This is a genomic window from Streptomyces sp. NPDC054961 (assembly GCF_053609145.1).
Map to the genome: position 1 here is coordinate 1 of NZ_JBSGWY010000005.1, position 21,410 is coordinate 21,410.

General features: G+C 72.4%; 19 protein-coding genes. 12 read left to right on the forward strand and 7 right to left on the reverse strand.

The genetic code is table 11. From position 1 onward, the window contains the following. From ACWF9Z_RS07090 to pdhA, 6 genes are all read right to left on the reverse strand, one after another. A partial coding sequence (locus tag ACWF9Z_RS07090; protein ID WP_453598328.1) for a putative T7SS-secreted protein occupies nt 1-420 on the reverse strand: 420 nt, incomplete at its 3' end. A gap of 61 nt (nt 421-481) precedes the next feature. Next, nucleotides 482-892: an SseB family protein gene (locus ACWF9Z_RS07095; RefSeq protein WP_453598330.1), complete on the reverse strand. Its 411-nt coding sequence runs from the start codon at nt 890-892 to the stop codon at nt 482-484. Nucleotides 893-962: 70 nt separating this feature from the next. Further along, nucleotides 963-1,904, reverse strand: coding sequence for a GNAT family N-acetyltransferase (locus ACWF9Z_RS07100; protein WP_453598332.1), 942 nt, complete (start codon nt 1,902-1,904; stop codon nt 963-965). A 127-nt stretch (nt 1,905-2,031) separates the two neighbouring features. Beyond that, nucleotides 2,032-3,498 carry a dihydrolipoamide acetyltransferase family protein gene (locus tag ACWF9Z_RS07105; protein WP_453598334.1) on the reverse strand — a complete coding sequence of 489 codons (1,467 nt, stop codon included), beginning with the start codon at nt 3,496-3,498 and terminating at the stop codon, nt 2,032-2,034. Between the two features lie 8 nt (nt 3,499-3,506). Then, nucleotides 3,507-4,487, reverse strand: a complete 981-nt coding sequence (locus ACWF9Z_RS07110) for an alpha-ketoacid dehydrogenase subunit beta (RefSeq protein ID WP_356652694.1) — start codon at nt 4,485-4,487, stop codon at nt 3,507-3,509. A gap of 5 nt (nt 4,488-4,492) precedes the next feature. Beyond that, a complete protein-coding gene (gene pdhA, locus ACWF9Z_RS07115; RefSeq protein ID WP_453598336.1) occupies nt 4,493-5,701 on the reverse strand; it encodes a pyruvate dehydrogenase (acetyl-transferring) E1 component subunit alpha in 1,209 nt (402 codons plus the stop codon). Nucleotides 5,702-6,192: 491 nt separating this feature from the next. Here pdhA and ACWF9Z_RS07120 point away from each other — a divergent pair, with 491 nt between their 5' ends. Together ACWF9Z_RS07120 and ACWF9Z_RS07125 are read left to right on the forward strand one after the other, a co-directional pair. Next, nucleotides 6,193-6,867, forward strand: a complete 675-nt coding sequence (locus ACWF9Z_RS07120) for a response regulator (RefSeq protein ID WP_453598338.1) — start codon at nt 6,193-6,195, stop codon at nt 6,865-6,867. 164 nt (nt 6,868-7,031) lie between these two features. Further along, on the forward strand, nt 7,032-7,448 hold the full coding sequence (locus ACWF9Z_RS07125) for a pyridoxamine 5'-phosphate oxidase family protein (protein WP_453598340.1): 417 nt from the start codon (nt 7,032-7,034) through the stop codon (nt 7,446-7,448). Nucleotides 7,449-7,514: 66 nt separating this feature from the next. On the opposite strand, the gene ACWF9Z_RS07130 is transcribed toward ACWF9Z_RS07125, so the two are convergent. Beyond that, nucleotides 7,515-9,110, reverse strand: a complete 1,596-nt coding sequence (locus ACWF9Z_RS07130; RefSeq protein WP_453598342.1) for a protein kinase domain-containing protein — start codon at nt 9,108-9,110, stop codon at nt 7,515-7,517. Between the two features lie 228 nt (nt 9,111-9,338). Here ACWF9Z_RS07130 and ACWF9Z_RS07135 point away from each other — a divergent pair, with 228 nt between their 5' ends. From ACWF9Z_RS07135 to ACWF9Z_RS07180, 10 genes are all read left to right on the forward strand, one after another. Next, a complete protein-coding gene (locus tag ACWF9Z_RS07135) occupies nt 9,339-11,003 on the forward strand; it encodes a protein kinase domain-containing protein (RefSeq protein WP_453598344.1) in 1,665 nt (554 codons plus the stop codon). A gap of 101 nt (nt 11,004-11,104) precedes the next feature. Beyond that, nucleotides 11,105-11,584: a hypothetical protein gene (locus ACWF9Z_RS07140; protein ID WP_453598346.1), complete on the forward strand. Its 480-nt coding sequence runs from the start codon at nt 11,105-11,107 to the stop codon at nt 11,582-11,584. Between the two features lie 95 nt (nt 11,585-11,679). Further along, entirely contained in the window at nt 11,680-12,417 is a 738-nt protein-coding gene (locus ACWF9Z_RS07145) for a PadR family transcriptional regulator (RefSeq protein ID WP_453598348.1), read from the forward strand. Nucleotides 12,418-12,448: 31 nt separating this feature from the next. Then, nucleotides 12,449-13,180, forward strand: coding sequence for an ABC transporter ATP-binding protein (locus tag ACWF9Z_RS07150; RefSeq protein ID WP_453598350.1), 732 nt, complete (start codon nt 12,449-12,451; stop codon nt 13,178-13,180). Then, on the forward strand, nt 13,177-16,023 hold the full coding sequence (locus ACWF9Z_RS07155; protein WP_453598352.1) for an FtsX-like permease family protein: 2,847 nt from the start codon (nt 13,177-13,179) through the stop codon (nt 16,021-16,023). The genes ACWF9Z_RS07150 and ACWF9Z_RS07155 overlap by 4 nt, the downstream gene beginning before the upstream one ends. A gap of 98 nt (nt 16,024-16,121) precedes the next feature. Further along, nucleotides 16,122-16,667: a bacterial proteasome activator family protein gene (locus ACWF9Z_RS07160; protein WP_453598354.1), complete on the forward strand. Its 546-nt coding sequence runs from the start codon at nt 16,122-16,124 to the stop codon at nt 16,665-16,667. A gap of 218 nt (nt 16,668-16,885) precedes the next feature. Continuing rightward, a complete protein-coding gene (locus ACWF9Z_RS07165) occupies nt 16,886-17,836 on the forward strand; it encodes an NTP transferase domain-containing protein (protein ID WP_453598356.1) in 951 nt (316 codons plus the stop codon). Beyond that, nucleotides 17,833-19,152, forward strand: coding sequence for a molybdopterin molybdotransferase MoeA (locus ACWF9Z_RS07170; protein ID WP_453598358.1), 1,320 nt, complete (start codon nt 17,833-17,835; stop codon nt 19,150-19,152). The genes ACWF9Z_RS07165 and ACWF9Z_RS07170 overlap by 4 nt, the downstream gene beginning before the upstream one ends. Further along, a complete protein-coding gene (locus ACWF9Z_RS07175; protein ID WP_453598360.1) occupies nt 19,140-20,252 on the forward strand; it encodes a potassium channel family protein in 1,113 nt (370 codons plus the stop codon). The genes ACWF9Z_RS07170 and ACWF9Z_RS07175 overlap by 13 nt, the downstream gene beginning before the upstream one ends. A gap of 37 nt (nt 20,253-20,289) precedes the next feature. Next, the gene (locus ACWF9Z_RS07180) at nt 20,290-21,267 is read left to right on the forward strand and encodes an NAD(P)H-quinone oxidoreductase (protein ID WP_453598362.1); all 978 of its coding nucleotides are present in this window, start codon (nt 20,290-20,292) and stop codon (nt 21,265-21,267) included. The last annotated feature ends 143 nt before the right edge of the window (nt 21,268-21,410 follow it).

Genomic DNA, 21,410 nt, shown 5'->3' on the forward strand with positions numbered 1-21,410 from the left:
CTCCGCCGCCTTGAACCAGCGCGGCGGCTCCTTCGCCACCGACTCACGGAACGCGTCCGCGGCCTTGCCCTTCAGCCCCTCCGGCTCCCCCATCGACTTCAGACCGTTGCCGACCTGATCGAAGGACGCCTTGAAGTCGTTGAGGTGCGCCACCTGCGCACGGATCTTCGACACACTGCCGTAGACCAGCTTCTTCGGATCCCCGGTCTGCCCCAGCTCCATCTCCGCGACGTCCGCACCGAGTTGGTTGGCGGCCGAACGGCTCTTGTCACGGATCCAGTCACCCGCACCGTCCAGACCGACGTCCTCCGCGAAGTCGGCCGTCTTGTCACCGGCCCACTCGATCGCGTCGCCGACCTTCTCCGCCCCGTCCTCGACGACGTCCTCGACGACATCCGGAACGAAGTCCCGCCACCCCATCAGTGACCGCCCGCGTTCTTGACCGCCGCCGGCGAGACCTCAAGATCCCCGTCACCCGCCATCAGGCCGCCTCCCCGCCACCGGCGAGGTCCACCGCACTGCCGTCGGGAACGATCCCCGCGACCGGCGGGAAGAACATCGACCCCTCCTCGTCCGCCACGTTCACGGCCACACCCGCCGGGCCCTCCGCCATCGGCACCACCGCGTCCACCAGCCGCGCACCCAGCACCGAGAGGAACTCCCACTCCCGGCCGGCGTCCGCCTCGCCGCGCGCCGCCGCGAACCGCCCCAGCGCCTCCTCGTCGGTGAACGCGTAGATCCAGCGGATACCGCCCGACACCGCCGACATCAGCCCGCCGTCGGCGCCGTCCTCGAGCGGGACGAGCAGCACCGCCCGCCGGAACTCACCCACCAGCCGGGCAGGATCACCTGATCCGCCCCGTATCGCGGCGATTTCCCTGGTCAGTTCCATGGCCCCGTGCCTCCTCCAGTGCCGGTCGGCGTCCACTGGAAGCACGCTGTCGGGGACCCGGACGGTTCCCTCAGGCCCCCTGCGAGGCCTCCAGCACCAGGCGGATCTCGGTCACCTCGTAGCCGGCGCGGGTGAAGGCGGCGGCCATCGGGACGTTCACGGTGTCCGTGGTGGCGGTGATGCGGCGGGCGCCCTGCGAGGCGTGGAAGCGGGTGATCTCGGCGAGGATCTCGTCGATCAGGCCCTGGCCCCGCTGTTCGGGGACGACGCCGAGGTAGCCGACGTTGCGGTGGTACGGGGTCGCGGAGGGGATCGCCATGCCCGCGAGGGTGCCGTCGGGCAGGTGGGCGAGGCGCCACCAGGAGCGCTCGCCGGGGCAGTCGGTGTAGAACTCGATGTCGTCGCGCGCCAGTTCCTCGGCGTCGATCGTGCGGAGCTCGCTCTGCGTGTGCAGGTCCAGGCTTCCGCTGGAGAGGCGGACGAAGGCGTCGAGGAACTCCTCGTCCGTGCCCTCGCGGAAGACCAGCCGGCCGGTGGGCTCGGCGGTCCCGGCGTCCGGGGTCCACTCGAAGCGCAGCCGCTCGATCTCGCGGGTCAGGCCCGCCCTGGAAGCGGCGTCCTGCCGCCAGGCGACCGCGTCGGCCAGGCCGTCGGAGCCGGTGCGCCATCCGCTCGGCAGGGAGATGTTGTAGTCCGGGACCGTACCGAACGCGGCGTGCCCGGCGCGGAGCAGCTCGGCGGCGACGGCTGCCGGGTCGGCCACGGACGCGCGTACCTGGAGGCAGTCGAGCACGGCCGGCCGGTCGCTGTCTTCGCGGCCCCACCACAGGGCGCGCGCGAGGATCTCGCCGTCCTCGTCCTCGGCGATCCAGGTCCACTCGGGACGCATCTGGTGCGCGGCGAGTTCCTCGCGGATCCTCTCCGGGGTGAGGGCGGGGACGGGGCCGTCGGCCGGGTAGGCGAGGGCGCGGTCGAGGTCGGTGGGGTCTGCGGTGGCAGAGCGGAGGCGCATGGGCCGATGATCACATCGCCCGGAGGTGTTCCCCAACGCATTTCCGCACGCCAGCAGGGTTTGTCCGGGTAAAAGACGGAGGACCGGCCTCCGGGTGGGTACCCGTGGGCCGGTCCTCCGCTGGCCGTCAGGACCAGGTGATCAGACGGCGGGGGTGCTCCAGGACGGCGGCGATGTCCGCGAGGAAGCGGGAGCCGAGTTCGCCGTCGATGAGGCGGTGGTCGAAGGACAGCGCCAGGGTGGTGACGTGGCGGGCCTTGACCTTGCCCTTGTGGACCCAGGGCTGGAGCTTGATCGCGCCGATCGCGAGGATCGCGGACTCGCCGGGGTTCAGGATGGGCGTGCCGGTGTCGACGCCGAAGACGCCGACGTTGGTGAGGGTGATCGTGCCGTTCTGCATGTCCGCCGGGGAGGTCTTGCCGTCGCGGGCCGTGGTGACCAGCGCGGACAGGGCCTCCGACAGCTCGGGGAGCGTCTTGGCGTGGGCGTCCTTGATGTTCGGGACGATCAGGCCCCGCGGAGTGGCCGCGGCGATGCCCAGGTTGACGTAGTGCTTGAGCACGATCTCCTGGGCCGCCTCGTCCCACGAGGCGTTGACCTCGGGATTGCGGCGGATCGCCACGAGGACGGCCTTGGCGATCAGGAGCAGCGGGTTGATCCGCAGACCGGCGAGGTCCGGGTCCGCCTTGAGCTCCTGGACCAGCTTCATCGTGCGCGTCACGTCGAAGGTGATGAACTCCGTGACGTGCGGCGCGGTGAAGGCGGAGCCGACCATCGCCTGTGCGGTGACCTTGCGGACGCCCTTCACCGGGATCCGGGTCTCCCGGGCCGATGCCTCGGCCTGGGGCCGGAGCTCCTGGACCGGGGCGAGTGCCTCGGCCGGGGCCGGGGCCTGGACCGGGGCGGCCGGGGCCGCTGCCTGCGGGGCGATCGCCGCGGCGGCCGCCGCGTGCACGTCCTCGCGGGTCACGATCCCGCCGTCGCCCGTGGGGACGACCGTGGCCAGATCGATGCCGAGGTCCTTGGCGAGCTTGCGCACCGGGGGCTTGGCCAGGGCCTTGGCGCCGGTGGCGGTGGCCGCCGTGCCGTTCTGCGCCGGGACCACGACGGCCGGGGCCGCCGGGGCCGCGGGCGCCGGAGCGGGCGCGGACGCCGGCTGGGCGACGCCCGTGCCGTTCTGCGCGGCCACCGCGGGCTGCGGTGCCTTGCGCGGGCGGCGCTTCGTGGAGGCCGTGGAGACGCCGTAGCCGACCAGGACGGGCTGGCGGGCCGCGGCGGGGGCCTCCGGCTCGGCCTCGGCGGCGGCCGGGGCGGCGACGACGGCGACGGCCTCGGCCGGGGCCTCGTCCGCCGGGCCGGTCCGGACCGAGATGATGACCTGGCCGACGTCGACCGTGACGCCCTCCTCGAAGAGGAGCGCGTGCACGACGCCGTCGAACGGGATGGGGAGCTCGACGGCCGCCTTGGCGGTTTCGACCTCGCAGACGACCTGTCCGTCGGTGACGGTGTCACCCGGCTGGACGTACCACTTGAGGATCTCGGCCTCGGTGAGGCCCTCGCCCACATCGGGCATCTTGAATTCGCGGATGGTCACGGCTCTCCTCAGTACGCCAGCGAGCGGTCGACTGCGTCGAGCACCCTGTCCAGGCCGGGCAGGTATTCGTCCTCCAGGCGGGCCGGCGGATACGGGGCGTGGTAGCCGCCCACGCGCAGCACGGGCGCTTCCAGGTGGTAGAAGCACCGCTCCGTGATGCGAGCGGCGATCTCGGAGCCCACACCGAGGAACACCGGAGCCTCGTGCACGACCACCAGCCGGCGCGTGCGCTCCACCGAGGCCTGCAGCGTGTCGAAGTCGATCGGGGACATCGAGCGCAGGTCCACGACCTCCACCGACTTGCCCTCCTCGGCGGCGGCCGCGGCCGCCTCCAGGCAGACCTTCACCATCGGCCCGTAGGCCGCCAGGGTGATGTCCGTGCCCGTGCGGGCCACCCGCGCGCCGTGCAGCGCGTCCGGAATGGCCTCGACGTCGACCTCGCCCTTGTCCCAGTAGCGGCGCTTCGGCTCGAAGAAGATCACCGGGTCGTCGCTGAGGATCGCCTGCTGGAGCATCCAGTACGCGTCGCTCGCGTTCGACGGCGAGACCACCTTCAGGCCCGCGACGTGCGCGAACAGCGTCTCCGGGGACTCCGAGTGGTGCTCGACCGCGCCGATGCCGCCCGCGTAGGGGATGCGGATGACGACCGGCATCTTGATCGTGCCGAGCGAGCGGGCGTGCATCTTCGCGAGCTGCGTGACGATCTGGTCGTACGCCGGGAAGACGAACCCGTCGAACTGGATCTCCACGACCGGCCGGTACCCGCGCAGGGCCAGGCCGATCGCGGTGCCGACGATGCCCGACTCGGCGAGCGGGGTGTCGATGACCCGCTCCTCGCCGAAGTCCTTCTGCAGACCGTCGGTGATGCGGAAGACACCGCCCAGCTTGCCGACGTCCTCACCCATGATCAGGACCTTCGGGTCCGTCTCCAGGGCCTTGCGCAGCGAGTCGTTGAGCGCCTTGGCGATGGTCAGTTTCTGTACGGCCATGACGTTCACTCCCCGCCTTCGAAGGACGCGAGGTACGCCGCGAACTGCGCGCGCTCCTCGTCGACGAGCGCGTGCCCGTCCGCGTAGACGTTCTCGAAGATCGCCATGGTGTCCGGGTCGGGCATCGAGCGCACGACCTCGCGCACCCGCTTGCCCATGGTCTCGCTCTCCGCCTCCAGCTCCTCGAAGTACGCCTCGTCGGCGCCTCCGGTCGCCAGCAGGTGGGCCTTCAGGCGCAGGATCGGGTCCTTGGCCTCCCAGGCCGCCGTCTCCTCGTCCCGCCGGTACTTCGTCGGGTCGTCGGAGGTGGTGTGGGCGCCCATGCGGTACGTGAACGCCTCGACCAGCGTGGGTCCCTCGCCCCGGCGGGCACGGTCCAGCGCCCAGCGCGTCACGGCGAGGCAGGCCAGCACGTCGTTGCCGTCCACCCGGACGCCCGGGAAGCCGAAGCCCTGCGCGCGCTGGTAGAGCGGCACGCGCATCTGGCGCTCGGTGGGCTCGGAGATCGCCCACTGGTTGTTCTGGCAGAAGAACACCACGGGGGAGTTGTAGACCGCGGAGAAGGTGAAGGCCTCCGCCACGTCGCCCTGGCTGGACGCGCCGTCGCCGAAGTAGGCGATGACGGCCGAGTCGGCCCCGTCCTTGGCCACGCCCATCGCGTAACCGGTCGCGTGCAGCGTCTGCGAGCCGATGACGATCGTGTAGAGGTGGAAGTTGTTGGTGGTCGGGTCCCAGCCGCCGTGGTTCACGCCGCGGAACATGCCGAGGAGGTTGGTCGGGTCGACCCCGCGACACCAGGCCACACCGTGCTCGCGGTAGGTCGGGAAGACGTAGTCGTCGTCGCGCAGCGCCCGGCCGGAGCCGATCTGCGCGGCTTCCTGCCCGAGGAGCGAAGCCCACAGGCCCAGCTCGCCCTGGCGCTGCAGGGCGGTCGCCTCGCCGTCGAAACGACGGGTCATGACCATGTCGCGGTAGAGACCGCGCAGGTCGTCGGTGGTGATGTCGGCGACGAAGGCGGCGAACTCCGCGATGTCGGGATGGTCCGCGACGTCGACCCGCTCTCCCTCGGGCGTCAGCAGCTGTACGAGCTGGGGCTCGGCGTCATGCGTCTTCGCGGTGGCAGCGGCGGTCTTGGCGGCGCTAGCCGCGCCTGCCGGCCGCTTGGCGCCGCTGCTGCGTCGCGGCTTGCGCGCGGCAGTGCTCTCCACGGTCACGATTGCTCCTCCGTCGGTCCGGCACCCGGGTTCTCCGGGGACCAGTGCGGCTCACCTGTATCTCTACCCGCGCACGGGGTGGGTGCGCTTCGGGTGGGGGATTCAGGCGTGACAGGTGCCCCGGCGAGTGCCCTGCGCAATGCACGTTACCCAGTGCGTCGCATAACCGCGAAACCCCGTTTGACCTGCGATTTTGCTTGGATTTCCAAGTAAATCGGCGGAAGCGGGAACAAGCACTGGTCACAGCCTTGCAGGGGGCCGGAACAACGGCACGTTATCCCGGTCGTCACCCTCAGGGAAGGGGTGACTTTCACACCCCCGGGGAAGGGCCCCCCGCGCGCCGGGCATATGCGGGCACCCGCGGGTACACCAAGATGTCCCCTTGCTCCGATTGCGCCCCGCTCCGCGCAGAAAGCGTCTCTTAGGACCCTTAGCGTACTTCGACGCTAGGATGGTCATCCGGGAACGCAAACCACTCGGACGGGTAGTCGATGAGCACACGAGACAGTGATCAGGCCAAAATCAAGGTGTTCCTTCTCGACGACCACGAAGTGGTCCGCAGGGGTGTTCACGAGCTGCTGTCGATGGAATCCGACATCGAGGTGGTCGGCGAGGCCGGCACCGCCGCCGACGCCCTGAACCGCATTCCCGCCACCCGGCCCGACGTCGCCGTGCTCGACGTCCGCCTGCCCGACGGCAGCGGCGTGGAGGTCTGCCGCGAGGTCCGTTCCCAGAACGAGGACATCAAGTGCCTGATGCTCACCTCGTTCGCCGACGACGAAGCGCTGTTCGACGCCATCATGGCCGGAGCCTCGGGCTACGTGCTCAAGGCGATCCGCGGCAATGAACTGCTCAACGCCGTACGGGACGTGGCGGCCGGCAAGTCGCTGCTGGACCCCGTCGCCACGGCCCGGGTGCTGGAGCGGCTGCGCGACGGCAAGAACGGCAAGGGCGACGACCGCCTCTCCAACCTCACCGAGCAGGAGCGCAAGATCCTCGACCTGATCGGCGAGGGCCTGACGAACCGCGTGATCGGCGAGCGCCTGCACCTGGCCGAGAAGACGATCAAGAACTACGTCTCCAGCCTGCTCTCCAAGCTGGGCATGGAGCGCCGGTCCCAGGCCGCCGCGTACGTGGCCCGGCTGCAGGCCGAGAAGGGGCGCTGAGGGGCCGACCGTACGGATCCACGTCTTCCGCATCGATGACGGAGCGTGACGCCCCGTGGCCGCCTGATTCCACGGGGTACATCGTTTCATTCGGGACCAACGTCCCCGATGTGGGGGGCGGGCTCCCCTTTTCCGGCACCGCGTCGGTATCGGACCATGGACGCATGCCCCCAGAGGAACTCCACGCCATCGAACTGCTGCGCCGGGTGCCGTACGGCCGGGCGGCCACCAGCATGCGCGCGCTGCCCTTCCTCGCCGTCGCGCGCCACATCGTGGTGAACGGCAAGGTCGTCCTGCGCATGCACGCCGGTTTCGGCTACCACCACGCGTGCAATGGCAGCGTGGTCTCGTACGGAGCCGACAACGTCAATTCCGGCGAGCCGCAGTTGTGGTCGGTGCAGTTCACGGGCACCGCGAACATCATCGAACCCACCACCGCCGAACTGGAACTCTTCGGCCCGGGTCCGCACTTCGTGGACGGTGCGGTCTTCGACCCCGTCTACATGCGCATCGATCCGCAACTCGTCACCGTGCACACGCTCGCGGGAAATCTGGACCGCCAATACCAGCACGCGCTCTGAGGGAGTTCCGAAGGAACTTCGGACCCTTCGCGAACGGCCCGGCGGAATTCCGCCGGGCCGTTCGCATTACTCAGGGTTACGCCCGCCCGGCTCCGGGGTCACCGTCGACGAGGACTTCGTCGGGGTCGGCGAGGGCGACTTGGAGTTGGTCGGGGAGGCCGAGCGCGACGCCGAACGCGACTCCGACGGCGTGGACGACGGCGAGTAGCTCTGCGAGTACTTGCTCCGGCTCGGCAGCGGCGAGTTGTCGGACGAGTACGAGCTCTCCTGCGACGGCTTGGACGGCGCGGTGTCCGCCGACGGGGTGGCCGAAGGGCTGGTCGAGGCGGAGGAGGAGGCGGAGGTCTCCGGCGCGGGGTTCTGCGGACCGCCGCCCTTGCCCGTGCCGCTGTTGACCGCGTACGCCACGCCCGCCGCGACCGCGACCACGGCGAGGACCGCGAACAGCCACAGCTTCCAGCGGCCGCCGCCGGCGGCGCGGTCGTCGTAGCCGTCGTAGCCGTCGTAACCGCCCCCGGACCCGCCGGGGCCGCCCGGACCGCCGGGACCGCCGCCGCCCGGGAAGGCCGAACCGTCGTCCGGATTGAGCGGCGGCACCATCGGCTGCTGGAACTGCGAGGTCGTGGAGTGCGAGCCGTACCGCGGCTGGCCCTGGCCCGGCATCGGCATCGCCGTGGTCTGCGCGGGGCCTCGACCGTGCGGCAGCGCCATGGTGACCGGGCCGGTGTTCCAGGTGCCGGTGTTCGGCCCCTGGTCGTGCAGCATCTGCAGGGCGTACTGGACCAGCCCGCGCATCTCCTCGGCGCTCTGGAACCGGTCGTCCGGGTCCTTGGCCAGGGAGCGCATGACGAGCCCGTCGAGCTCCTGCGGGATCTGGTGGCCCTCCGGCAGCTGCGAGGGCGGGACCGGGGCGTCCTGCACGTGCTGGTAGACCACCGACAGCGGGGTCTCCCCGGTGAAGGGCGGTCGCAGCGCGAGGAGTTCGTAGAGCAGACAGCCCGTCGCGTACAGGTCGGAGCGGTGGTCCACGGCCTTGCCGAGGGCCTGTTCCGGCGAGAGGTACTGCGGGGTGCCCATGACCATGCCGGTCTGGGTCATCGTCGACTGCGCGCCGTGCAGGGCGCGCGCGATGCCGAAGTCCATCACCTTGACCGCGCCGGTCTCCGTGATGATCACGTTGGCGGGCTTGATGTCACGGTGCACGATGCCGTGCTGGTGCGAGTACGCGAGCGCTTCGAGCACGCCCGAGGTGATGATGAGCGCCTGGTCGGGGCCCGGGGCCTCGGCGCTGATCAGCAGGTCGCGGATGGTGCGGCCCTCGACCAGTTCCATGACGATGTAGGGGACGACGTTCGGGCCGACCCGGTCCTCGCCCGAGTCGTACACGGCGACGACGGCGTGGTGGTTGAGGCCCGCGACCGACTGCGCCTCGCGCGTGAAACGGGCCTTGGACACCGGATCCTCGGCGAGGTCCGGGCGCAGCAGCTTGACGGCCACGGTCCGGCCCAGGCGCACGTCCTCGGCCGCGAACACCTCGGCCATGCCGCCGCGTCCCAGACGGTGGGTCAGCCGGTAGCGGCCGTCTCCCACCAGGCCGCCCGCGCCCCAGTGTTCAGGACCATCGGCCATCCCGGCGCCGCTTCCCTCGGGTTCGGGTGCCATCAGTCCTCACCGTCGTCTGTCTCGGCCGCCGCTCAGCGGTAGGTCCTCATCGTGTGCTCCGATGAACGCTACAGCCTCGGAACCGGTCGCCGTTCGGACGAGGACTCCGGTGGCCATGTGGTCACGGAACGGGAACCTGGCTTGACGTCTGCTTGCCCTCCGGCAGACTGAGCGCGACATGCGCTCAGCCAGACGCGTAGCGACACATCCCGAGGGGAAGCAACACTCATGAGCCAGGACGGCACTCAGGGCCAGTACGCGGGCGGCTCTCTTGCCGGTGGCCGTTACCAGCTAAGGGATTTGCTCGGTGAGGGCGGGATGGCGTCCGTCTATCTCGCCTACGACTCCGCGCTCGACCGTCAGGTCGCCATCAAGACGCTGCACAGCGAGCTCGGCCGTGAGCAGTCCTTCCGCGAGCGTTTCCGCCGCGAGGCGCAGGCTGTAGCGAAACTGTCGCACACCAACATCGTCTCCGTCTTCGACACCGGCGAAGGGGTTGTCTCCTTCTCCGACCCGTCGGTGGCCGACGGGTCGGTCATGCCGTACATCGTCATGGAGTACGTCGAGGGGCAGCCGCTGGGCTCGGTCCTGGACGGCGACGTCCGGCAGTACGGGGCCATGCCGGCCGACAAGGCCCTGAAGGTGACGGCCGACGTGCTGGCGGCTCTGGAGAGCAGCCACGAGCTGGGCCTGGTCCACCGCGACATCAAGCCGGGCAACGTCATGATGACGCGGCGCGGCGTCGTCAAGGTGATGGACTTCGGCATCGCCCGGGCCATGCAGTCGGGGGTCACCTCGATGACGCAGACCGGCATGGTCGTCGGCACCCCTCAGTACCTCTCCCCCGAGCAGGCGCTCGGGCGGGCCGTGGACGCCCGCTCCGACCTGTACTCGGTCGGCATCATGCTCTTCGAGCTGCTGACCGGGCGGGTCCCCTTCGTCGCGGACTCGGCGCTGGGCATGGCGTACGCGCACGTGCAGGAGGACCCGGTCGCGCCGTCCTCCATCAACCGTTCGGTCACCCCGGCGATGGACGCGCTGGTGGCGCGGGCCCTGAAGAAGAACCCGAACGAGCGCTTCCCCACCGCCGCGGCCATGCTCGACGAGGTCGCGCGGGTGGCGGGCGCCGGGCACACCGGTGCCCCCGTCATCGTCCCCGGCTCGCACCCGGCCAACAGCGGGGCCGGGCTCGGCTCGGCCGTGTTCCCGCCGGTGGACTCGGGCCTCCAGGCGCCGCCGCAGTCGCTGCAGCAGCCCTACCCCATGGCGCAGACCCCGGCGCCGTCCCCGTACGCACCGACGCCGGCTCCCGTGCCGGGCCCGCACACTCCGGCTCCGGGCGGGTACGCGTACCCGCAGCCGCACCAGACCCCGCAGCCCTTCGGGCCGGTGACCCCGGCGCCGTACTCGATCTCCCCGCAGGGCGGCCAGGGATCCGGGGGCGGCGGCGCGGCGAAGAGGAACACCCCGCTCGTGGTGGGCGCCGCCGCGGTGGCCCTGCTGGCCATCGGCGGCCTGGTCGCCTGGCTGAACATGGGCGGCGACAAGAAGGACGGGGCCGGGCCGACGCCGGGCGTCTCGACGTCCGGTTCGGCGAAGGCCGGGCACAAGGGGCCGGACGCCTCGCGCACGATCGACCCGGCCAAGTGCACGGAGCCCTCGAAGGACTTCAACGACGCGACCAAGGTGCGGGCCCCCGACTTCCGGTACATCAACATGGTCTCGGTGAAGGCCTGCATCAGGGCCGCCGGCTGGAAGTACGAGGAGAAGCCGCGCGACGAGGCGGTCTACGGCGAGGGGACCGTCATCGAGCAGCAGCCCACCGGCGAATCCAAGATCGACCCGAAGAACACCACGTTCACCCTGTGGATCTCGACCGGCGACCCGGAGTGACCCGCTAGCGCCGCGTCGGTCAACAGCACCCGCGGCATCCCGTAGCCCTCGTACGGCCCGTACGGGATGCCGCTTTTGTCCGGTTATGCAAATCTGAGTCCGTGACATACGCCCGCGCGCTGCGATGGACCGCCGGGGCAGCGATGGCGACCGCCGCGCTGCTGGTCACGGCGCCCGCGAACGCCGGGACCTCCTCCCCCGCGCACCGCCCGCACGCGGCCGGCGCACGCGCGGACGAGACGGACCGCGCGGACCGCGCGGACCAGGTGTTCGAGCAGCTGGCCGGAAGCGCCGCCGGGGCCGGGCGCGAGCGCCCCGGGCGGCCGGCCACCGAGCCCCCCAACGCCGAGGCCGTGGTCGCCGCGCGGCCCTTCCCGGTCCGCCCGCGCGTCGAGCCCGCCCTGCCGCCCCCCGCGACGCCCTCCCCGCCCGCCCCGCCCTCCCCGGTCAGCGCGCTCGGTACGGAGCCGAACGAGCGGGCCGCCGATCTCGCCGCGCACATACTGCCCCTCGGGACGGGATTCGCCCTGATGGGACTGGGTCTGGGCTTCATGGGAATGCGGCTGCGCCGGGGGCGGTAGCTCCCTCCCGCGACGGACGGAACGCGTCCCTCCCCCTTCCGACGTAGGCCTCAGGGTGGTTGCGGCGAGGTACATACTCGGTATAGATACTGAGTATGTCCATCCGTCACGGCCTTCTTGCCCTGCTGGAACGGGGCCCCCGTTACGGCTCCCAGCTGCGCACCGAATTCGAATCCCGCACCGGGTCCACCTGGCCGCTCAACGTCGGGCAGGTGTACACCACCCTCGCGCGCCTGGAGCGCGACGGGCTCGTCGCACCCGGCGGCGAGGACGCGGCCGGGCACACGCTCTACGCCATCACCGACTCCGGACGCTCCGAACTGCGCGAGTGGTACGAGCGCCCCGTCGACCGGGCCAACCCGCCACGGGACGAGCTCGCCATCAAGCTGGCCATGGCCGTCGGCGCGCCCAACGTGGACATCCGCGCCGTCATCCAGTCCCAGCGGCACGCCACCGTCCAGGCCATGCAGGACTACACCCGGCTCAAGGCCCAGGCCCTCGCGGCCATCGACAGCGGGCGCGACAGCGAACGCGACGACATCGCCTGGCTGCTGGTCCTGGAGCAGCTGATCTTCCAGACCGAAGCCGAGGCCCGCTGGCTCGACCACTGCGAGACCAGGCTCGTACGGCTCTCCGCGAGCGGCCGGCTCGCACCGGCCGAGGCCGAGCCGCCCGAAGGCGGCACCCCGGCCGCCCGCACCGAAAGCCGGACCGAGAGCCGTCCCGCGGCCCGCGCGGCCGCGACCGCCGCGGCCGGCGCCTCGACGGCGACCACCCCGACCACCCCGACCACCGACCGGCTGCCCCGTACCGCCCGCACGCGGCGAGGCTGAACACCGCTCCACGTCCCAGGGGGGACTCACCATGCCTGACCAGCCCGTATTGCAGTTGGACCAGCTCGTCCGCACACACGGCAGCGGCGCCACCGAGGTGCACGCCCTGCGCGGGATCAACCTCTCCGTGTACCCCGGCGAACTCGTCGCCGTCATGGGCCCCTCCGGCTCCGGAAAGTCCACGCTGCTCACCCTCGCCGGCGGCCTCGACCAGCCCACCAGCGGCCGCGTGGTCGTCGAAGGCACCGACATCACCACCGCCAACCGCCGGCAGCTGGCGGCGCTGCGCCGCCGCAGCATCGGGTACGTCTTCCAGGACTACAACCTGATCCCGGCCCTCACCGCCGCCGAGAACGTCGCGCTGCCGCGCGAACTCGACGGGATATCCGCCCGCAAGGCCCGCGGCTCCGCGCTGGCCGCCCTGGAGGAGATGGGCCTGGCCCAGCTCGCCGACCGCTTCCCCGACGAGATGTCCGGCGGCCAGCAGCAGCGCGTGGCCATCGCCCGCGCCCTCGTCGGCGACCGCCGCCTCGTCCTCGCCGACGAGCCGACCGGCGCCCTCGACTCCGAGACCGGGGAATCCGTCCTCGCCCTGCTGCGCTCGCGCTGCGAGGCGGGGGCGGCCGGGATCCTGGTGACGCACGAGCCGCGCTTCGCGGCCTGGGCCGACCGCGTGGTGTTCCTGCGCGACGGCAGCGTCGTCGACGAGACCCTGCGCAGCCACGCCGACTCCCTGCTCACCGGGCAGGCGGCCCACCAGTGATCTCCTGGTACCACTCATGGATCGCGGCGATCCGGATAGCCCGCCGCGACGCCTGGCGCTCCAAGGGCCGCAGCATCCTCGTCCTCGCCATGATCGCCCTGCCGATCGTCGGCGTGAGCGCCGCCGACCTCACCGCGCGCAGCTCCCAGCTCACCGGTGAGCAGCGCATGGACCGGCTGCTCGGCGCCACCGACGCGAAGATCAGCTCCTCCCACATGGGCGTGGCCATCTACCAGCGGCCGGACGCGAAGAGCTACGCCCCGGTCGGCGGCTACGACAAGTACGACGGGGCCGCCCGGGGAGGGCGCGAAGAGGAGGCGCCGCCGGCGCTGCCGCCCGGCGCCCAGGCCGTGACGGACACCCAGGCCTACGCCAAGGTCCGCACCCGGTTCGGCATCCTCGACACCGAGCTGCGCGAACTCGACGCGGCCAGCCCCCTCACGAAGGGGCTGCTGACCCTGGACCGCGGCAGGCTGCCGGGGGCGACGGGCGAGGTCATCGCGACCAACGCCTTCCTGGAGGAGTCCGGTTACTTCGTCGGCTCCACGGTGACCCCGCGCGAGTCGACCGTCTCCTACAAGATCGTCGGCGCCTACGAGATGCCCGACGGTCTCAACGTGAGCCAGCTGCTCGCCCCGCCCGGGAGCCTGATCGCCCCGCTCGACCGCGCCCTGCAGAACGCCGGCAGCAACGGGGTCCACCCCCAGCTCTCCTACCTGGTGAAGGTCGGCGGCGAAGGTTTCACGTGGAACATGGTCAAGGAGGCCAACACCAAGGGCCTCGTCGTCGAGTCGCGCACCGTCCTGCTGGACCCGCCGGCCGACTCGGAGGTCCCGCTCTACCAGCAGGAGCGCAAGGACGCCTGGGGCGTCGGCTCGACCCTCGGGGGCGCCGAGATCGCCGTCCTCTCCACCGTCGTCGGCCTCGCCATGCTGGAGATCTGCCTGCTGGCCGGCCCCGCCTTCGCGGTCGGTGCCCGGCGCTCGCGCCGCCAGCTCGGCCTCGTCGGCGCCAACGGCGGTGACCGGCGGCACATCCGGGCCATCGTGCTCTCCGGCGGCCTCGTCATCGGCGCCGCGGCCGCCGTCGTCGGCACCGTCATCGGCGTGGGCCTCACCCTCGGGCTCCGGCCGGTGCTCGAAGAGACCATCGGCAAGCGCTTCGGCGGCTTCGAGGTCCGCCCGCTGGAACTCCTCGGCATCGGCCTGCTCGCCGTCCTGACCGGCCTGCTGGCCGCCATCGCTCCGGCCGTCACCGCCTCCCGGCAGACCGTGCTCGCCTCGCTCACCGGCCGCCGCGGCGTCCGCCGGGCCAACCGGGTGCTGCCCGTCCTCGGCGTGCTCGCCATCGCGGGCGGCGCCGCCATCGCCCTGTACGGCACGGTCTCCAAGATGGGCACCACCGTCGTCGCGGGCGGCAGCGCCATCGCCGAGCTCGGCATCGTCGCCCTCACCCCCGTCCTGGTCGGCCTGTTCGGGCGGGTCGGGCGGTGGCTGCCGCTGTCGCCCCGGCTCGCGCTGCGCGACGCCGTGCGCAACCGGGGACGTACGGCTCCGGCCGTGGCCGCCGTACTGGCCGCCGTCGCCGGCACCGTCGCGGTGGCGACGTACCAGCACAGCCACGAAGTCCAGGCACGCTACGAGTACGAGGCCAAACTGCCCTACGGCGCCGGGCTCATGGAGGCCAACGACAGCTCCGCCTACCGCGAAGTGGCCGCCATGCGCACCGCGCTGTCCAAGGAACTCCCCGTGGACGTGCGGGCCGACGTGGAACGGGTCACCGTCGGCAAGCCGGGCTGCTCCCCGTACTCCTCCACCCCCGGCTGCGGGCGGGCCGAGATCATCATTCCGAAGGACCAGCGCTGCCCCCTCTACACGGCCGCGAACGGACCCGCCTCCTTCACCCTGGAACAGCGCAAGGAGCTGCGCAACGACTGGCGGTGCCAGGAGACCCGGTTCGGCATCCAGAACGCCCTGGTCGTCGCCGACGAGAAGCTGCTGTCTGTCCTGGCCGTGACGGATCCGGGTGCGGTGTCCGCCCTGAAGGCCGGCAAGGCCCTGTCCTTCTCCAAGCCCAACGTGCAGAACGGCAAGGTCACGGTCCGGCTCATCGCCAACACGGACAAGCCCGTGGCGGGCCTCGCCCCCGGTGAGGAGCCCCCGGGCGACGACAAGGTGTTCCCCGCCTACCAGATGCCCGACTCGGTGAACGGGTACGGCCTGACGCTGGTCCTGCCGCCCTCGGCCGCGAAGAGCGCGGGTCTGCTCACCACTCCGGTCGGCTCCTACTTCACCCTCGACGGCGGAGCGAGCTCGAAGCAGCGCCAGCGGCTGGACGGAGCCCTGGACCAACTGGGCGTCGACGCCTCGGTGCGCATCGAGAAGGGCTACGAGGGCGACGACAGCGTGATCATGCTCGCCCTGACCATCTTCGCGGGCCTGGTCACCATCGGCGCGGCCGGCATCGCCACCGGGCTGGCGCAGGCGGACGCCGAATCCGACCTGAAGACCCTGGCCGCGGTCGGCGCGGCGCCCCGGGTACGGCGCACGCTCAGCGGATTCCAGTGCGGGGTGGTCGCCCTGATGGGCGTGGTCCTCGGCTCGGCGGCCGGGATCCTGCCGGCGGTCGGACTGCGGCTCACCGAACGGCGGGCGGCGGCCGAGATGATCCGCCACGGTATCGAGAACGGCTACTCGGCAGCCTCGGAGACCGTGCCGTACATGCCGATCGAGGTGCCCTGGACGACGCTGGCCGGTCTGCTGGTCGCCGTCCCGCTGGGCGCGGCCCTCCTGGCGGCCCTGGTCACGCGTTCGAGCGGGGCACTGGCCCGCCGCGAGGTCTGACGGTCGTCCCGACGGATGTTGGTGCCTCCGCACAGGGTGGATCACGCCTGTGCGGGGGCACACCGAGTGCAAGCGAAGGTGTGCGAGAGAATGACGGCATGGAGATGCCGAGGAGTGAACGGTCGCAGGACAGCCCCCCGTCCCCGCACGTCATGATCGTGGGACAGGACGGGACGGCGGTCGGCGGCGCCGATGACGAGTCGCGCGAGGTCCCGGTGACGGAGATGGTCGAACAGCCCGCCAAGGTCATGCGGATCGGCAGCATGATCAAGCAACTCCTGGAAGAGGTCCGCGCCGCACCTCTGGACGAGGCCAGCCGGGTCCGTCTCAAGGACATCCACGCCGCGTCGGTGAAGGAGCTGGAAGACGGTCTGGCTCCCGAGCTGGTGGAGGAACTGGAGCGCCTCTCCCTCCCGTTCACGGAGGAGGCCATTCCCTCCGAGGCCGAACTGCGGATCGCCCAGGCCCAGTTGGTGGGCTGGCTGGAAGGCCTGTTCCACGGCATCCAGACGGCCCTGTTCGCGCAGCAGATGGCGGCGCGGGCCCAGCTGGAGCAGATGCGCCGCGCCCTCCCGCCGGGTTCCTCCCACGAGGACGACGAGGACGGCCCCCACGGCGCGGTCCGCTCGGGCCCCTACCTCTGAGCCCGTTCCCCCCCAGCCCTCTTCGGGGCCGCTCCCGCCTCACGGCCGGAGCGGCCCCGAAGCCGTTGGGGGGCCGGCCCGCCGGGAGTCCCCGAGGACGCCGGAACGCGGGCCGGGCCGGCTCCGGGCGGCGGCGGGGAGCAGGCCTCACAGCGCGGGCGTAAGGATCCGGTAAACCGCGGAACCCATACGCAACGTGTCCCCCGCATACTCGGGGCATGACCTACGACGCCATCGTGCTGGCAGGCGGCGCCGCGCAGCGACTCGGCGGGGCCGACAAGCCCGGCCTCCTCGTCGGCGGCCGCCCCCTCCTCGACCGCGTCCTCGACGCCTGCGCCGACGCCCGGACCACCGTCGTCGTCGGCGGCCGCCGGCCCACCGCCCGGCCCGTGCAATGGACCCGCGAATCGCCCCCCGGAGGAGGCCCCCTCGCCGCGCTCGACGCCGGTCTGCGGCACCTGCGCGGGCATCCGGGGCAGGGCCACGGCCCGGGCCGCGGTTCGGCCCCCGGCCCGGGCCCCGACGGGGCGCCCGTGGACACGACGGCCACACGGGTCCTCGTCCTCTCGGCCGACCTGCCCTTCCTGGACCGCGACACGGTCCGCGCCCTCCTCGACTCGCCCGGTGGCGACGGAGCCGTACTGCGGGATCCCGACGGCCGCGACCAGCCCCTGGTCGCCGCGTACCGGGCCGAGCCCCTGCGCCGGGAGATCGCTCTGCTGGCCGCCGAACACGGCGCCCTGGCCGGCCTCCCGCTGCGCGCGGTCACCGCCGAACTCGACCTCACCCGCGTCACCGCGGCTGCGCCACTCGCCTCGTTCGACTGCGACACCTGGGACGATCTCGCCGCCGCCCGCGCCCGGATCAGAGAGCATGGAACCGTGCTGGAGCAATGGATCACCGCCGCCAAGACCGAGTTGGGCATCGACCTGGCCGTCGACACCAAGACCCTGCTCGACCTCGCCCGTGACGCCGCCCACGGCGTCGCCCGGCCCGCCGCCCCGCTGACGACCTTCCTCGTCGGCTATGCGGCGGCCCGCGCCGAAGCCACCGGCGCCGACCCCGCCGAGGCGGTCGCCGAGGCCTGCCGCAAGGCCTCCGAGCTGGCCCTGCGCTGGGCCGCCGAGGCCGAGGCCGCGGGACCGGCAGAACCGACCGGCTCCGGATGACCGCGTCCACCGGCTCCGGCACCGACGCCGACCGTGCCCTCGACCAGGCCCTCGCCCTGGTCAGCCCGGACCCCCGTTCCGGCGCCGCCGGCGGCCACCGGCCCGCGCCCTGGAACCGGGCCCGGGAGACCGCCACCCGCGCCGGAGCCTCCGTCCGGGGCCGCGTCCACCAGGTCCCGCTGGCGGACGGGCTCGGCGAAGTGCTGGCCAAGCCCCTCGACGCCCTGAGCGACCTGCCCTCCTTCGACACCTCCGCCATGGACGGCTGGGCCGTCGCCGGCCCCGGCCCCTGGTCCGTCCGCTCCGGCGACGACGCGCTGGCCGGATCGGACCGCCCCGCGCCCCTCGCGGACGGCGAGGCCGTCCGGATCGCCACCGGGGCCCGGATCCCCGCCGACACCACGGCCGTGATCCGCAGCGAGCACTCCCGCGAGAGCGGCAGCCTGCTCTACGCCCAGCGGCCCGTGGCCACCGGCCAGGACATCCGCCCGCGCGGCCAGGAGTGCCGCTCCGGCGACCTGCTGCTGCCCGCCGGATCCCTCGTCACCCCGGCCGTGCTCGGCCTGGCCGCGGCCGCCGGGTACGACGAGCTCACCACCCGGCCCCGGCCGCGCGTGGAGATCCTCGTCCTCGGCGACGAACTGCTGACCGAGGGACGCCCGCACGACGGCCTCATCCGCGACGCGCTGAGCCCCATGCTGGGACCCTGGCTGACCCGGCTCGGCGCCGAGGTCATCGCCGTCCGGCGGCTCGGCGACGACCCGGCGGGCGCCGAAGCGCTCCTCGAGGCCGTCACCACCTCCCCCGCCGACGTGGTCATCACCACCGGCGGCACCGCCTCCGGCCCCGTCGACCACGTCCACCCCGTGCTCGCCCGGGCCGGCGCGGACCTGCTCGTCGACGGGGTCGCCGTACGCCCCGGTCACCCGATGCTCCTGGCCCGGCTCGGCGACGGGGCCCCCGGCCGGGACCCGGTCCGCCACCTGGTGGGCCTGCCCGGCAACCCGCTGGCCGCCGTGTCCGGGCTGCTGACCCTCGCCGAACCGCTCCTGCGGGCCCTCGCCGGGCGCAGCACCCGCCCCCGGTACGCGGTGCCCGTGGAGGGCGACGTACCGGGCCACCCGCACGACACCCGGCTCGTACCGGTCCTGCTGACCGACGAGCACGCCGTACCACTGCGCTACAACGGCCCCGCGATGCTGCGCGGGGTGGCCGCCGCGGACGCGCTGGCCGTCGTACCGCCGCACGGGGCGCACTCCGGGCAGGACGTGGAGATCCTCGACCTGCCGTGGGCTTCGGGGGGATGTTTCACGTGAAACTTCACGGCTCCGACGCGATGGCCCGCGGCGCCGACGAGAAGCTCGTCTCGCGCCGGGTCAAACTGCCCCGGCGGGAAGTCGAGCGGCCGCTGCGGCAGGTGACGCGGCGGCTGTTGATGGCGCTGCTCGTGATGTGCCTGACGGTCCTGCTCGTGTGGATCGACCGCGACGGCTACCACGACAACGCCAACGAGACGGTCGACTTCCTCGACTGCGTCTACTACGCGACCGTCACCCTGTCGACCACCGGCTACGGCGACATCGTCCCGTACAGCCCCAGCGCGCGGCTGATCAACGTCCTGCTGATCACGCCGCTGCGCGTGCTGTTCCTGATCATCCTGGTCGGAACCACCCTGGAAGTCCTCACCACGCGGACCCGTGAGGAATGGCGGCTGAACCGCTGGAGGAAGAACTTGCGTGACCACACGGTCGTCGTCGGCTTCGGCACGAAGGGCCGCTCGGCCCTTCAGACCCTGCTGGCCACCGGCCTCCACAAGGAGCAGGTCGTCATCGTCGACCCCAGCGCCAAGGTGATCGACATCGCCAACGCGGAAGGATTCACGGGGGTCGTCGGCGATGCCACGCGCTCCGACGTCCTGCTGCGCGCCGAGCTGCAGAAGGCCCGTCAGATCGTCATCGCCACCCAGCGGGACGACACGGCGGTGCTGGTCACCCTGACGGCCCGCCAGCTCAACCGCGGCGCGAAGATCGTCGCGGCCGTCCGGGAAGAGGAGAACGCGCCGCTGCTGCGCCAGTCGGGCGCGGACGCGGTCATCACGAGCGCGAGCGCGGCCGGCCGGCTGCTCGGACTCTCGGTGCTGAGCCCGAGCGCGGGCACCGTGATGGAGGACCTGATCCAGCAGGGCAGCGGCCTCGACCTGATCGAACGCCCGGTCAACCGGGCGGAGGTCGGCAAGTCCGTCCGGGACACCGACGACCTGGTCGTCAGCGTCCTGCGCGGCCACCGGCTGCTCCCGTACGACGACCCGCACGCGAGTCCCCTCCAGCTGACGGACCGTCTCATCGCCATCGTCCGCGCCGCCCCGCCGAACTCGCCTCCGCACTCACCGCCGGTGATGCAGGGTCCGGGCAGGTAACCCTCCGCGCGGCGCGCGCGAGCGGTAGCCTCCGGCCATGCATGCGATCACCATCGAACAGCCCGGCGGTCCCGACGCCCTCGTATGGGCCGAGGTACCCGACCCGGTGGCAGGAGACGGCGAAGTCGTCGTCGAGGTCGCGGCCAGCGCCGTGAACCGCGCCGACGTCCTGCAGCGGCAAGGCGTCTACCATCCGCCGCCGGGCGCCTCGCGCTTCCCCGGCCTCGAATGCTCCGGGCGGATCGCCTCGATCGGACCCGGAGTGTCCGGCTGGTCGGTCGGCGACGAGGTGTGCGCGCTGCTCGCGGGCGGCGGGTACGCGACGAAGGTCGCCGTCCCGGCGGGCCAGCTGCTGCCGGTCCCGGCGGGCCTGGACCTGGTGACGGCGGCGGCCCTGCCGGAGGTCGTCTCGACGGTGTGGTCCAACGTGTTCATGGTGGCGGGGCTGCGCCCCGGCGAGACCCTGCTGGTGCACGGCGGGTCGAGCGGCATCGGGACCATGGCGATCCAGCTGGCGAAGGCGGTCGGCGCGCGGGTCGCGGTCACGGCGGGCGGCAAGGAGAAGCTGGACCGCTGCGCGGAGCTGGGCGCGGACATCCTGATCGACTACCGCGAGCAGGACTTCGTGGCGGAGCTCAAGGCGGCCACCGACGGCGCCGGGGCGGACGTGATCCTGGACATCATGGGAGCGAAGTACCTGGCGCGGAACGTGGACGCGCTGGCCGTCAACGGCCGCCTCGCGATCATCGGCCTGCAGGGCGGTGTCACGGCGGAACTCAACCTGGGCGCCCTGCTGGCGAAGCGGGGCGCGATCACCGCCACCACGCTGCGGTCGCGGCCCCTGGAGGAGAAGGCGGCGATCGTCGCGGCCGTACGGGAGCACGTGTGGCCCCTGGTCGAGACGGGCCGGGTCCGCCCGGTGGTCCACGCGACGTACCCCCTGCGGGAGGCGGCGCGAGCCCACCAGGTCCTGGAGTCGAGCACGCACGTGGGCAAGCTGCTGCTGACCACCTGAGCACCCCGATCACCCGAGCCCCGGACGCCCGGCGTGGGGGGGGCGGGGGGGGCGGGGGGGCGGGCGCGGGGGGGCGGGGGGGGGCGGGGCCCCCGCCGGCGGCGGCGGGGGGGGGGGCCGCGCGCCCCCGGCGCGGGCGCGAG